The sequence below is a fragment of the Methylobacterium sp. Leaf118 genome (genome assembly GCF_920984675.1).
Classification (GTDB): Bacteria; Pseudomonadota; Alphaproteobacteria; order Rhizobiales; family Beijerinckiaceae; genus Methylobacterium.
This window is the reverse complement of the sequence record NZ_CAKLBV010000022.1, coordinates 62,981-75,503: the sequence shown is the minus strand read 5'-3', so window position 1 is coordinate 75,503 and position 12,523 is coordinate 62,981. Positions and strand designations below refer to the sequence as shown.

General features: G+C 71.1%; 10 protein-coding genes. 2 read left to right on the top strand and 8 right to left on the bottom strand.

Features of this window, described 5'->3' with window-relative positions; translation table 11 throughout:
• The 5 genes from LW587_RS11900 to LW587_RS11880 form a co-directional block, all read right to left on the bottom strand.
• Positions 1-1,061: hypothetical protein (locus LW587_RS11900; protein WP_232629806.1), on the bottom strand; the 1,061-nt coding region annotated here is incomplete at its 3' end.
• Between the two features lie 206 nt (positions 1,062-1,267).
• Positions 1,268-2,029: a precorrin-6A synthase (deacetylating) gene (cobF, locus tag LW587_RS11895; RefSeq protein ID WP_232629805.1), complete on the bottom strand. Its 762-nt coding sequence runs from the start codon at positions 2,027-2,029 to the stop codon at positions 1,268-1,270.
• Positions 2,030-2,556: 527 nt separating this feature from the next.
• Positions 2,557-5,742 (bottom strand): multidrug efflux RND transporter permease subunit, encoded by a 3,186-nt coding sequence (locus LW587_RS11890; RefSeq protein WP_232629804.1) that lies wholly within the window; start codon positions 5,740-5,742, stop codon positions 2,557-2,559.
• Between the two features lie 155 nt (positions 5,743-5,897).
• Complete coding sequence (locus LW587_RS11885) at positions 5,898-7,238, bottom strand: efflux RND transporter periplasmic adaptor subunit (protein ID WP_232629803.1); 1,341 nt, start codon at positions 7,236-7,238, stop codon at positions 5,898-5,900.
• Between the two features lie 303 nt (positions 7,239-7,541).
• Complete coding sequence (locus LW587_RS11880) at positions 7,542-7,964, bottom strand: hypothetical protein (protein ID WP_232629802.1); 423 nt, start codon at positions 7,962-7,964, stop codon at positions 7,542-7,544.
• Positions 7,965-8,276: 312 nt separating this feature from the next.
• Here LW587_RS11880 and LW587_RS11875 point away from each other — a divergent pair, with 312 nt between their 5' ends.
• Together LW587_RS11875 and LW587_RS11870 are read left to right on the top strand one after the other, a co-directional pair.
• Entirely contained in the window at positions 8,277-8,855 is a 579-nt protein-coding gene (locus LW587_RS11875; protein ID WP_232629801.1) for a L,D-transpeptidase, read from the top strand.
• A 318-nt stretch (positions 8,856-9,173) separates the two neighbouring features.
• The gene (locus LW587_RS11870; protein WP_232629800.1) at positions 9,174-9,986 is read left to right on the top strand and encodes an invasion associated locus B family protein; all 813 of its coding nucleotides are present in this window, start codon (positions 9,174-9,176) and stop codon (positions 9,984-9,986) included.
• Positions 9,987-10,196: 210 nt separating this feature from the next.
• Here LW587_RS11870 and LW587_RS11865 read toward each other — a convergent pair whose 3' ends face one another.
• From LW587_RS11865 to gatC, 3 genes are all read right to left on the bottom strand, one after another.
• Positions 10,197-10,505, bottom strand: a complete 309-nt coding sequence (locus LW587_RS11865; protein WP_232629799.1) for a hypothetical protein — start codon at positions 10,503-10,505, stop codon at positions 10,197-10,199.
• A gap of 7 nt (positions 10,506-10,512) precedes the next feature.
• Complete coding sequence (gene gatA / locus LW587_RS11860) at positions 10,513-11,994, bottom strand: Asp-tRNA(Asn)/Glu-tRNA(Gln) amidotransferase subunit GatA (RefSeq protein WP_232629798.1); 1,482 nt, start codon at positions 11,992-11,994, stop codon at positions 10,513-10,515.
• Between the two features lie 94 nt (positions 11,995-12,088).
• Positions 12,089-12,376 carry an Asp-tRNA(Asn)/Glu-tRNA(Gln) amidotransferase subunit GatC gene (gene gatC, locus LW587_RS11855; protein ID WP_232629812.1) on the bottom strand — a complete coding sequence of 96 codons (288 nt, stop codon included), beginning with the start codon at positions 12,374-12,376 and terminating at the stop codon, positions 12,089-12,091.
• Positions 12,377-12,523: the final 147 nt, after the last annotated feature.

The window sequence follows — 12,523 nt, the reverse complement described above, 5'->3', positions numbered from 1 at the left end:
ATCGCCCGGGCCGTGGAGCGTCCGGCCTCGCCGAGCCCGCCGCGGATCAGGAGGACGCCGATCCCACCACCCGCCGCCGCGCAAGCGCCCTCCCCCGCGGCCCCGGTCCGTTCCAGCGCCCGCAGGGCCAGCCGGCCGAGGGCGACGCGATCGACCGCCGGGGCCTCCTGCAGGGCGTCCGCGATCGCCTGGGCCGCCCGGCGCCGCACCGCGTCGAACGCTTCACGCTCCGAGCGGCCCTCGCCATAGGCCGCGCGGTAGCGTTCGGCGATCGCCCGGACGGCGGCCGGCGCCCGGGCCTCCAGATCGCCCAGCAGCGGCACGTCGCGCAGCACCGCGGCGCGGGCGCGCTCGGGATCGTCCCCCTCGTCCAGGGTCGAATCGGGGAAGACATCCGCCGCGACCACGCCCGTGGCGACCCGCGCCGCCAGGAGCCGGGCGGTGTCGGGGATCATCAGGTCGTCGGGCCGGACCGCGAGGGCGGCCTCGACGAAGGCGGGATCGAGGCCGGCCGCGAGATAGGCGGCGCGTTCGGGCGCGCTGTCGGCCGCGATCTCGATCCCGAACGGGCCCGCCTCGTAGGGCGCATGAAAGCCGAGCCGCGCCCCCTCGAGGATGAGGCGCGCATGCCCGCGCACGAAGGCGAGGGTGCAGGCCGAGACGCAGTAATCCGGCACGTAGGTGACGAGGCCGTGGCGGGCGACCAGGTCGCCGATGGCGGCGCCCTCGTCGACGAGGCCGCCCTCGCTGGTGAGATGGAGGCGCTCCACCGCCCCGTTCGCCGCGAGGAGCCGGGCGAGGCGGTCGGCGGCGCCCTCGGTCAATTCGCCCGAGAGACGCACGTCGCGCCCGCCGGGGCCGAGGGTGATGCGGGTGGGTGTTCCCTCGGGCGGGGGGGCCAAGGGCGGGACGAGGCCGCGGACCCCCGGATCGACCGCCGCCCGGTGCGGTCCGTGCCCGCCCGCGAGCGCCAGGGTGAGCCCGGCCGCTAGGGCCAGGCCCCCGAGTCCGATCCGGACAGGCCTCATGCCGCGCAGGGCACGCCCCGAGCCAGCCGCCATCACGCGCCCCCATGGTTCGGATCGTTGTCCGACCTGTCCAGTGTCGCTTGCCCGAGCGGCGAAGCAAGGCCTCTGCCAGGGCGGAATCGCGACCGGAGACGGACCGTCTCGCCCGGGCCGTGATCGGCGGAACGAAACCCTCGGGGGGCGCGCGGTTCGGCGAGCGTGCTCCCCGCCTCTGACAATCTGTCGCGGGGGCGGAGCCCTCAGATGTCGGGGCGGAGCAGCAGGTAGAGGTCCATGATCCAGCCGTGGCGGGCACGGGCCTGCTCCCGCGTCCGGCGGATCGCGTCGGCCACGTCGCCGAGGCGGCCGGCCTCCAGGATCTCGTCGGGCGTGCCGAGATAGGCACCCCAGTAAATCGTCAGGTCGGGGTCGAGCCCCTCGAAGCGCGGGTCGCCGTCGAGCATCACCACCGTGGCGCCGGGGCCGGGCGGGAGGCCCTCGTCGCGCAGGCGCCGGCCGGTCGTGATCCGCACGGGCTCGCCGATATGGTGCAGTGGAATCCGGTGGCTCGCCGCCAGAGCCTGGACGCTGGTGATGCCGGGCACGACCGAGACCGCGAAGGCGAGGCGTCCCCCGGCGCGCACCCGGTCGAGGATGCGCAGGGTGCTGTCGTAGAGGGAGGGGTCGCCCCAGACCAGGAAGGCGCCGCTCTGCCCCTCCGCGAGATGGGTGGCGATCAGGCTCTCGTAGAGGCGCGCGCGGGCGGCGTGCCAGTCGGCGACGGCCCCGCGGTAATCGGCGGGCATCCGGTCGCGCTCGGGATCGGGCGCTTCGACGAAGCGGGGCCCGGGCCGCTCGATGTAGCGCTCGCAGATCATCCGGCGGACCGCCGTCAGGCCGGATTTGGCCTCCCCCTTGTCGAGGAGGAAGACCACGTCGGTGGCGTTGAGCGCCCGGATGCCCTGGATCGTCAGGTGCTCCGGATTGCCCGTGCCGATGCCGATGAGATGGATCTGTCGCAACGCTGCCGCTTCCAGGCCGGGGGGAGAGTGTCCCCGATGGGCGCCCCCGTCCGCGGGAGCGATGGATGCGGCTTCTTAACGGATTTGTTCGATCAAGGGAGGGCTGTGCTCCCCTGACATCAGCCGAACAGAGCGGTCAGGCAGGTGCCGAACAGGGTGACGAAGGTCATCGTCGCCATGAACTTGATGTCTTCGATGCGCTGGCTCATGGCCTGAACTCCATCGGCGGCTCCTCTCGGCCGCCCCATTCGTTAAGTAACTCCTAATCTGTTTCACCGGGATGGCGCGGTGCGTTTCGTCACCGTGACTCACGCAATCCAACGCCTTTGCCGCCGAAACACCGTTAACGAACACTGAACGGTCCGAGGACTGTCCATGTCCGTTGCGGGACTGCGAAACGCGCCGTCCCGGGCGTTGGTTGCATGCGGATGCTGTCGTTCCGGCGCCATGCCGGGAGCGGCCCCTGGCCCGGCTCGCGGGCCAGCGGGCGCGGCCCGGCCTGGAGGCCCGCCGCGCCGCCGATCCGGTTACTCCGCGGGCATCGAATGCCCGTGCGGCGCCGGGTGCGACGCCCCGGGCGCGGCGGTCGGCGCGGCCTCGGCCTCCGCGCTTGCGGCGACCTCCTTCGCCTTGAACAGGCGCATCACCACCACGAAGAACACCGGCACGAAGAACACTGCCAGCACGGTGGCCGAGATCATGCCGCCCATCACGCCGGTGCCGATCGCCTGCTGGCTCTTCGAGGCGGCCCCCGTGGCGATGGCGAGCGGCACCACGCCGAAGATGAAGGCGAGCGAGGTCATCACGATCGGGCGGAAGCGCAAGGTCGCCGCCTGGAGCGTCGCCTGGACGAGGTCGGTGCCGGGCTTCCAGAGATCCTTGGCGAATTCCACGATCAGGATCGCGTTCTTGGCCGACAGGCCGATGATCGTGATGAGCCCGATCTTGAAGTAGACGTCGTTGGGCATCTCCCGGAGATAGACCGCGGCCACCGAGCCGATCACGCCGAGGGGGATGACGAGCAGCACCGAGAACGGGATCGACCAGCTCTCGTAGAGCGCGGCCAGGCACAGGAACACGATCAGCACCGAGAGGGCCAGCAACAGCGAGGCCTGGGAGCCCGCCTGCTTCTCCTGCAGCGATTGTCCGGTCCAGACATGGCCGAAGCCCTTGGGCAGCTGCTGCATCAGCCGCTCCATCTCACTGATCGCCTCGCCCGAGGTGTAGCCGGGCTTCGGCTCGCCAGTGAAGCGCACCGACTGGTAGCCGTTGAAGCCGACGATCTGGCTCGGGCCCATGCTCCATTTCAGATCGGCGAAGGAGGACATCGGCACCATGGTGCCCTGGTTGTTCTTCACCGCGTAGTTCAGGATGTCGGTCGCCTGCATCCGCTGGAACTGTTCGGCCTGGACATAGACGCGCTGCATCTTGCCGCGGTTCGGGAAGTCGTTGGTGTAGACCGAGCCGAGATTGACCTGGATCGCGGCGTTGATGTCCTCGAACTTGACGCCGAGCGCGGCGGCCTTCTCGCGGTCGATGACGAGCTCGGCCTCCGGCGTCGGCGGCAGGCCCTCGATCTTGACCGCCTTGAGGATCGGGCTCTGCTTGGCCAGCGCCAGCAGCTGCGCCTCCGCGGCCGTGAGCGCCGAGTAGCCCTTCTGGGCGCGGTCCTGGAGGCGGAACGAGAAGCCCGCCGCATTGCCGAGATTGTCCACCGGCGGCGGCTCCTGGGCGTCGATGATGGCGTCCCGGTAGCCGACGAGCGCCGTGTTGGTGCCGGCCACGAGGGCGGTGGCGGAGTTCGCCGCGTCGCGCTCCGACCAGGGCTTCAGCGTCACGAAGGCCTGGGAGAGGTTCGGCCCCTGGCCCGAGAAGGAGAAGCCGTTGAGCATGGTCACGGTGGCCACGCCGGGCTGCGCCAGAAGGTGCTCCTCGACCTTGCGCACGGCGGCCTGGGTCCGGTTGAACGAGGCGCCGGGCGGGGTCTGGATGTCGACCGTGAAGAAGCCCTGGTCCTCGATCGGCAGGAAGCCCTCGGGCAGGCGCATGAAGGCGAGGCCGGTGCCGGCGACGATGGCGAGGTAGATCACCATCACCCGGCCGGACTTCTTGATGCACCAGGCCGTGCCGCGGCCGTAGCGGGCGGTCTCGCGGTCGACGATCCGGTTGAACCAGCCGAAGAAGCCGGTCTTGGCGTGGCCGTGACCGGGTCCGACGGGCTTGAGGAAGGTGGCGCAGAGCGCGGGCGTCAGCGACAGGGCGAGCAGCGCCGAGAAGCCGATCGAGGTCACCATCGCGATCGAGAACTGGCGGTAGATGATGCCGACCGATCCGGGGAAGAACGCCATCGGGATGAACACGGCGACCAGCACCAGGGTGATGCCGATGATCGCGCCGGTGATTTGGCTCATCGCCTTGCGGGTGGCCTCCTTCGGCGGGAGCCCTTCCTCGGCCATGATGCGCTCGACGTTCTCGACGACGACGATGGCGTCGTCGACGAGGATGCCGATGGCCAGCACCATTCCGAACATCGTCAGCACGTTCACCGAGAAGCCGGCGAGCAGCATCACGGTCACGGTGCCCATCAGGGCGATCGGCACGACGATGGTCGGGATCAGGGTGTAGCGGATGTTCTGCAGGAACAGGAACATCACGACGAAGACCAGCGCCACCGCCTCGACCAGGGTCATCATGACCTTCTTGATCGAGGCCTTCACGGCCGGGGTGATGTCGTAGGGGATGTCCCACTTGAGGCCCGGCGGGAAGAACTGCGACAGCTCCTCCATCTTGGCCCGGATGGCGCCCGCGGTCTCGAGGGCGTTGCCGTCGGGGGCGAGCGTCACCGAGATGCCGGCCGCCTCGCCGCCGTTGAGGCGGGTGGAGAACTGGTAGGCGTCGCCGCCGAGTTCGATCCGCGACACGTCGCGCAGGCGCACGTTGGAGCCGTCGGGATTGGCCCGCAGCACGATGGCGCCGAAATCGTCCACGGTGCTGAGCTGCCCCTTCACGATGATCGGCGCGAAGGTGGCGTGCTCGACCGGGCTCGGTTGGGCGCCGACGGCGCCGGAGGCGATCTGGATGTTCTGGTTGCGGATCGCCTCGGTCACGTCGTCGGGCGTGAGTGAGAGGCCCCGCAGCTTGTCCGGATCGACCCAGACGCGCAGGGAGCGCTCGGTCGAGTAGAGGGTCGCGCGGCCGACGCCGGGGATGCGCCGGATCTCGTTCAGCACGTTCCGCATCAGGAAGTCGCCAAGCCCGATCTCGTCCATCTTCCCGTCGGTCGAGACCAGGGTGATGATGTTGAGGGTCGCCGCGGAGGCCTCCTCCACGAGGATGCCGTTCTGGCGCACCTCCGCCGGCAGGCGCGCCTCGACGCGCTTCAGCCGGTTCTGGACCTCGACCGAGGCGAGGGCCGGGTCGGTGCCGGGCTCGAAGGTCGCCGTGATGTTGATCGAGCCGAAGGAGTCGGTGGTCGACTCGAAGCTCATGATGTTGGCGGCCCCGTTCAGCTCATCCTCGATGAGCCGCGTCGTGCCCGTGTAGAGGCTCTCCACCGAGGCGCCGGGGAAGGCGGTCGACAGCGCGATCGAGGGGGGGGCGATCACCGGATACTGCGCCACCGGCAGCATCGGGATCGAGAGCGCGCCACCCAGGATGATGAACAGCGCGACGACCCAGGCGAAGACCGGGCGGTCGATGAAGAAACGGGCCATGGGGCTCGGGGCGTCCTGTCAAGCGTCGGAAGAGCGGCGGGCCCGGAGGTCCGCCGAGGGCGCGAGGATCCTGCGGCGCACCGCTCCGGCCGGACGAGCGCGGGTCGCTCGCCGGGGAGATGCGCCCATGCGCAACACGTCAGTGTCGCAAGGCCTCAGTCCTGGAACTGGGCCACCGGCTGGGCGACCGAGCCGGTGGCGGCGGAATCGTCCCGTCCCTGCGTCCCGGTCTCGTGGCCGTCGGTGTCGTGGCTGTCGGCATCGACCGGCTTGCCGGCGTCCGGGGAGACCTCGGTCTTCCAGCGCACGGACTTCACCTCGGTGCCGGCGACGATCTTCTGGAAGCCCTCGACCACGACCTTCTGGCCGGCCTCCAGGCCCTCGCGGATCAGCCAGTTGCCGCCGACCACCGGGCCGACCTCCACGGGCTGGAGCATGACCCGGTTGTCCTCCTTGACGACCCAGACCTCGGGCTTGCCGTCGCTGGTGCGCTGGATCGCCTGCTGCGGCACGGCGATGGCGTCCGAATCGATGCCCTGCTTGATCCGCGCGCGGACATACATGCCGGGGAACAGCTCGTTGTGCGGGTTGGGGAACTGCACCCGCAGCGTCACCTGCCCGGTGCTCGGATCCGCGGTCACGTCGGAGAACAGGAGGCGGCCGGCCGAGCCGTAGAGGGTGCCGTCATCCATGATGAGGTGGACGTTGGCGGTGTCGTGGCTGAGTTTCGACAGCTCGCCCGAGGCGATGTCGCGGCGCAGCTTGTTCAGCTCGCCCACCGACTGGGTGATGTCGACATAGATCGGATCGAGCTGCTGGATCGTCGCGAGCACGCCGGTCGTGCCGGATTCGATCAGGGTGCCCTCGGTGAGCAGGGCCCGGCCGATGCGGCCGGAGATCGGCGCGCGCACGTCGGTCCAGGACAGGTTGAGCTTGGCCCGGTCGCGGGAGGCCTTGGCGCCGGCGACCTCCGCCTCGGCCTGCTTCTTGGCGGCGAACGCCGTGTCGTACTGCGCCTGGCTCGCGGTGTTGCGGGCGAGCAGGGTCTCCAGGCGATCGGCCTGCTGGTTGGCCAGCACCAGGGCGGCCTCCCGGTTGGCCAGGGTCGCCTCGGCGCTGGCGAGGTCGACCTGATAGGGGGCCGGATCGATCTTGTAGAGGACGTCGCCCTCGTTGACCTGGCTGCCCTGCTCGAAAAGGCGCTTGACCACGAGGCCGGAGACGCGGGAGCGCACCTCGGCGATGCGCATGGGCGCGACGCGGCCGGGCAGGTCGCGGACATAGGGAATCGGCTGCGGCTTGACCGTCACCACGCTGACCTCGGGCGTCGGGAGCGGCACCGGCGCGGCGGCCTTCTGCTCGTTGCAGGCGGAGACCGCGGCCATCACGGCGCTGACCAGGAGGGTGGCCGACAGGGTCCAGGGGGAACGGCTGCGCCCGGCCTCGCGTCCGGCAGGGCCGGGAATCGGGCTGGGCGAGTGGGGGGACGGCGTCACGGTGGGGTCGCTCCTAACGATACGCTCGACGCGCTCCGGCCCTCCTCGCGGAGGCGGCATCGGGTCTGGGATCACGGCCGAGCCCGGAAGCGGGCACGCAGGCCGTGGCAATCGCCGGGCCAAGACGACGGCGACACGCGCCGGAGGCCCGTACGGGAGGATGCCGAAAGCATCCGTGGAGGCCGCGTAGGCGTGCGGCCGGTCACGGTTCGGATCTCATCCTGACGGCGAAGTTTGGCATTCCCGCGACGGATCGGGATCGGAATGCCGGGAGGCCGGGACACACGGCCGCAACGAAGCGGCTCAGCCCCGGGGTGGGCGCTCGGGCCGCACGTCATCGGCCTCGCCGGGAGAGCGGTCGGAGGATGGGCGGCGGCCAGCGGCGAGGCCCACCGAAGCGGGGCCGGTCGCGGCCGCGGCGAGGCGGCCGTGGGTCTCGGTCTCGTCGATGTCGGCGGCGGGGCGTTCGATCCGCAGGCGCGTCGCGGGCTCGCCCGTCGGACGGTGCTCGAAGGCGGTCTCGTCGCGGGGGCCGGAGGCGAAGGCCGTCGCCTCGGCCGGCAGGCCGAGCACGGCGAGCAGGCTCAGGAGCCCGACCAAAGCGGACAGGACAAGGCGGGTCGGCAGGCCTGTTCGCGTACGGTGAGGGCGGGCAGTGCGGGTCATCAGCGTCACGGTGACCGGATTGTGGGGGGAGCCACCGCTCCGTTCAATCGACTGCGACATTCTGGCCTTTCCGGGCGGCGGGAGACGGACGCTCTCCCACAACAGCCTCACGGCGCAGGGCTTTCCCGCCGCAGGATCCGCCCGTCCGGTTAACGAACCGTCGCTTCCCGGTCGCATGGCCGCGTCCCATTCGGGACGGATGTGGCCCAAATCCCACGCTTCCGCCTTCCTCCTGCCGCGCCGGGCAGTCCAGACAACCGGGCCAGACAGCCGGGCCAGAACTGCGGGCCTCAAGCCCGACCCGGCACGACCCGACCCGGTACGACCCGGCCGCGCCCGCGCGCCGGGCCGGCCTTTCGAGGAGGACCTCCTTTGTCGCACCGTTCGCTGCCGCGCCTCGCCGCGGCCTTCGCCCTCGCCGGCGCCCTCGCCGCCGCGCCGGGCCCGACCCGCGCCAACCCGCTCGACAGCGGGCCGATCGCCGACTTCCTCAACGTCTTCAAGACCCAGGCCATCCCCCGGGAGACGGTCGCCTATGCCGGCAAGGAGAAGCCCGGCACCATCGTGGTCTCGACCGCCCAGCGGCGGCTCTACTACGTGCTCGGCGGCGGCGCGGCGATCCGCTACGGCGTCGGCGTGGGCCGGCGCGGCTTCTCGTGGTCGGGCACCAAGACGGTGACGGGCAAGAAGGAATGGCCGGATTGGCGCCCCCCGGCGCAGATGCTCGCCCGCCGCCCCGATCTGCCCCGCTACATGGCCGGAGGCCAGGACAACCCACTCGGGGCGCGGGCGATGTATCTCGGCTCCTCGCTCTACCGCATCCACGGCTCCAACGAGCCGGAGACGATGGGCGCCGCGGTCTCCTCGGGATGCATCCGCATGACCAACAAGGACGTGGTCGATCTCTACGACCGGGTCCGGGTCGGCACGAAGGTGGTCGTGAAGGACTGACCGTCCGGGATCCGCACTGCGCCGGGGCCTGCGCGTCCCGGCGCGCTTGAGGCGCGGCGCGCGGGCGTGTACGGCGCAGGCGTCATGCCTTCGCCTCATTCGAGGGGAAAGCAGGCGGCCCGCTCGTCGGACGAGGATCGTGCTGGGCCCGCACCGCGCCGGATGGCGCGGCGTGCCTCCGCAAGAGGCCCGAAGAGGCCCGCGCCCCGGATCGAGGGGGCGGGCCGCCGTTCCACGAGGCCGATCGCACCGCCAGATCGTGGCGACGTATCCGGGCCGAAGTTCTACGCGCCATTCGTTGAAGGGGTCATAACGCCGATGTTCTTTGCCAAGACTTCCATGGCCAAGTGGGCGTGCGCGCCTACCGCGCGTCCGCTGCGCGTCGCCGCGTTCCTCGCGATGGCGGGCCTCGGGGCCGGTCTCGGCGGGGCCGCCGTCGCTCAGACGCCCGCGAAGAAGCCGGCCGCCCCCGCCCCCGCCCAGAGCCAGCCCGCCACCCCCGCCGCGAACCAGGCGCAGCAGGCCCAGAATGCCGGTCCGCAGATCATCAACGTGAAGTCCGAGCCGAGCCAGGCGGACTGGACGAAGGTGTGCGGCAAGGACAACGCGTCGGGCACCGACGTCTGCTACACCACCCGCGACTTCGTGTCGGATTCCGGCCAGCCGGTGCTCGCGGTCGCGCTCTACGACATGAAGAACGCGCAGGCCAAGCAGGAGGTGAAGGTCGCCCGCTTCCTGCTGCCGCTCGGCCTGATGCTCGCCCCGGGCATCCGCTTCAGCATCGACGGCAAGGAGGCGAGCGCCGGCAAGTTCGCCGTCTGCTTCCCCAACGGCTGCTTCGCCGAGATCCCGGCCGTCACGCCCGAGCAGCTCGCCCTCTTCAAGAAGGGCACCACCCTCAACGTCTCGGTGCAGAACCAGACCCAGCGCGAGGTCGTCTTCGCGGTGCCGCTCGCGGGCTTCGGCAAGGCCTTCGACGGCCCGGCCATCGACCCGAAGGTGCTGGAGGATCAGCAGAAGAAGCTCCAGGCCGAGATGGAGAAGCGCAGCGACGAGATGCGCAAGAAGCTCGAGCAGGGCTCCGCGGCCCCGGCGCCCGGCGCCCCGGCCGCCAGCGCCGCGCCGAAGTAATCCGACGGCGCCCGCCCGGCGCCGATCGACCAAAAACCCCCGCCCCGGTGCGCCGCGGCGGGGATTTTGCGTTTTGGGGTGTTTTCGGAGCCATCGGGGGACGGCGTTGCCGGGCCTTGCCCGGTCGGCCCGCAGAGGTCCGCCGATCCCGCGCCCGCGGGCCGGTTCAGGCCCCGCTCGGGTTCGATCCCCGGGAGGGCGGAGCCCGGATCAGCCCCGCTTGAGCAGGCGCCGCGCCCCGTAGCCCGCTGCCGCCCACAGGAAGGCCGAGACCGTGCGGACCGGGAAGAAGGTCGGCATGTCGGCGGCGACCGGGGCCGGCCAGGGCAGACCGAGCCGCGTCACCATCCAGGCGAACAGCACCGAGATCGCCAGCGCGGCGATGGCCGCGATGAAGACCTTGCCGAACTGGTCGGCCTTCCAGCCGAGGATGAAGGCGACCGCGATCAGGACGGGATCGAACCCGGCGAGCAGCCAGACCGAGACGGGGTAGACCGGGACGACGGGGGGCGCGTTCATGCCGGGCTCACGCCCACCACGCCTGCGGCAAGGTCGTCCGGCCGGCGGCGTTCTCGATGGTCTGAGCCGCCGCGAACAGCGTTTCCTCGTCGAAGGGCCGGCCGATGAGCTGGAGGCCGAGCGGCAGCCCCTGCGCGTCGAGCCCCGCCGGCACGGAGATGCCGGGCAGGCCCGCCATGTTCACGGTCACCGTGAACACGTCGTTGAGATACATCTCGACCGGGTCGGCCGAGGCCTTCTCGCCGATGCCGAAGGCGGATGACGGGGTGGCCGGCGTCAGGATCGCGTCGATGCCGGAGGCGTAGGCCTCCTCGAAGTCGCGCTTGATCAGGGTGCGGATCTTCTGCGCCCGGACGTAATAGGCGTCGTAATAGCCCGCCGAGAGCACGTAGGTGCCGATCATGATGCGCCGCTTCACCTCGCGGCCGAAGCCGGCCGCGCGGGTGTTCTCGTACATCGCGGCGATGTCCTTGCCCGGAACCCGCAGGCCGTAGCGCACGCCGTCGTAGCGGGCGAGGTTCGAGGAGGCCTCCGCCGGGGCGACGATGTAGTAGGCCGGCAGGGCGTAGGGGGTGTGCGGCAGCGAGATCTCCCGGATCGTCGCGCCGGCCGCCTTCAGCCATTCCGCGCCCTGGTCCCAGAGCCGCTGGATCTCGGCGGGCATGCCCTCGACCCGGTACTCCCGGGGGATGCCGATGGTGAGCCCCTTCACGCCCCGGGAGACGGCGGCCTCGAAATCCGGCACCGGCCGATCGACGGAGGTGGTGTCCCGCGGGTCGTGCCCGGCCATGGAGCCGAGCAGGATCGCGCAATCCTGCACCGTGCGGGCGATCGGGCCGGCCTGATCGAGGGAGGAGGCGTAGGCGATGATGCCCCAGCGCGAGCAGCGCCCGTAGGTCGGCTTGATGCCGACGGTGCCGGTGAGGGCCGCGGGCTGGCGGATCGAGCCGCCGGTGTCGGTGGCGGTGGCGCCCAGGCACAGATGCGCGGCGACCGCCGCCGCCGAGCCGCCCGACGAGCCGCCGGGCACCAGGGCAGCCTCCGATCCCCGGCGGCGCCAGGGCGAGATCGTGTTGCCGTAGGCGCTGGTCTCGTTCGACGAGCCCATGGCGAACTCGTCGAGGTTGAGCTTCCCGAGCATGACCGCGCCGTCGCGCCAGAGCTGGGTCGAGACGTTCGATTCGTAATGCGGCTCGAACCCTTCGAGGATCTTCGAGCCCGCGGTGGTGGCGACGCCCTGCGTGCAGAACAGGTCCTTGATGCCGAGCGGCAGGCCCTCGAGGGGCCGGGCCTCGCCCTTGGCGATCTTCTCGTCCGAGACCGCGGCCATCTTCAGGGCGCGGTCGGGCGTCGCCGCCAGATAGGCGTTGAGCGCACCCGCGCGCTCGATCGCCTCGACATGCGCCTGCGCGATCTCGCGGGCCGAGAAGCGCTTCGCCTTCAACCCGTCGCGGGCCTCGGCCAAGGTGAGTTCGTTGAGTGCCGTCATGCCCGTTCCCGATCGCCGTCCCGTATGCCGCCCGCATCCCGCGAGCGCGGTCTCTCACCGGAGCCGGGAGACCGCGCCGCCAGGTCCCAAAAGGTTACTCGACGACCTTGGGAACGAGGAAGTAATTGTCTTCGGTGTCGGGGGCGTTGGCGACGATGTCCCGCGCCCGGCCACCGTCGTTCACGATGTCCTCGCGCTTCTTCATCCGCATCGGCGTCACCGACGTCATCGGCTCGACGCCCGACACGTCGACCGCGCCGAGCTGCTCGACGAAGGCCAGGATCGCGTTGAGCTCGCCCTGGAGCGGGCCGACCTCCTCGTCCGTGACCGCGATGCGGGCCAGATGCGCGATGCGCCGTACCGTCTTCTCGTCGACCGACATGCCGCCCGTGCCACGTTCCATGGCCCGGCGGGACAGGCCCCGCCCGGCATCGGCGGGGCTATAGCACCGGGCTTCGCGGGCCGGCAACGGCGGGCTCGGAGGCCGGAGCGAAGCGGCGGGCTGGCCGGGGCCCGGGCCCGCGAAGGC